The organism is Lacibacter luteus, from assembly GCF_004118265.1.
GTDB lineage: Bacteria > Bacteroidota > Bacteroidia > Chitinophagales > Chitinophagaceae > Lacibacter > Lacibacter luteus.
Genome location: NZ_SDHW01000017.1, coordinates 1 through 934, shown reverse-complemented (window position 1 = coordinate 934; position 934 = coordinate 1). Strand labels below are relative to the sequence as shown.

The window sequence follows — 934 nt, the reverse complement described above, 5'->3', positions numbered from 1 at the left end:
TTGAAGATGTTGTTGGATTTACTGTAAGGTTATATGTTGCTGTACTGTCGCAACCATACTGGTTCAATAAACCTGTTTTCACCTTCTGACCTGCTGCTGTAAATGTTTGACCATCCCATGTGTATGGCAATTGATTACTGCAGATTGTGCGGCTTTGTGTTGAAGATGTAGTTGGATTTACAGTAAGATTATATGTTGCTGTACTGTCGCAACCATACTGGTTCAACAAACCTGTTTTCACTTTCTGACCGGCTGCTGTAAATGTTTGACCATCCCATGTGTATGGCAATTGATTACTACAGATTGTGCGGCTCTGTGTTGAAGATGTAGTTGGGTTTACAGTAAGATTATATGTTGCTGTACTGTCGCAACCATACTGGTTCAACAAACCTGTCTTCACCTTCTGACCGGCTGCTGTAAATGTTTGACCATCCCATATGTATGGCAATTGATTACTGCAGATTGTGCGGCTTTGTGTTGAAGATGTAGTTGGATTTACTGTAAGGTTATATGTTGCTGTACTGTCGCAACCATACTGGTTCAATAAACCTGTTTTCACCTTCTGACCTGCTGCTGTAAATGTTTGACCATCCCATGTGTATGGCAATTGATTACTGCAGATTGTGCGGCTTTGTGTTGAAGATGTTGTTGGATTTACTGTAAGGTTATATGTTGCTGTACTGTCGCAACCATACTGGTTCAATAAACCTGTTTTCACCTTCTGACCTGCTGCTGTAAATGTTTGACCATCCCATGTATATGGCAATTGATTACTGCAGATTGTGCGGCTTTGTGTTGAAGATGTAGTTGGATTTACTGTAAGGTTATATGTTGCTGTACTGTCGCAACCATACTGGTTCAATAAACCTGTTTTCACCTTCTGACCTGCTGCTGTAAATGTTTGACCATCCCATGTGTATGGTAATTGATTACT

General features: G+C 40.6%; 1 protein-coding gene. It reads right to left on the bottom strand.

The features are described 5' to 3' along the window. The coding region (locus ESA94_RS21550) for a hypothetical protein (RefSeq protein WP_205756040.1) at window positions 1-934 on the bottom strand (934 nt) is incomplete at both ends.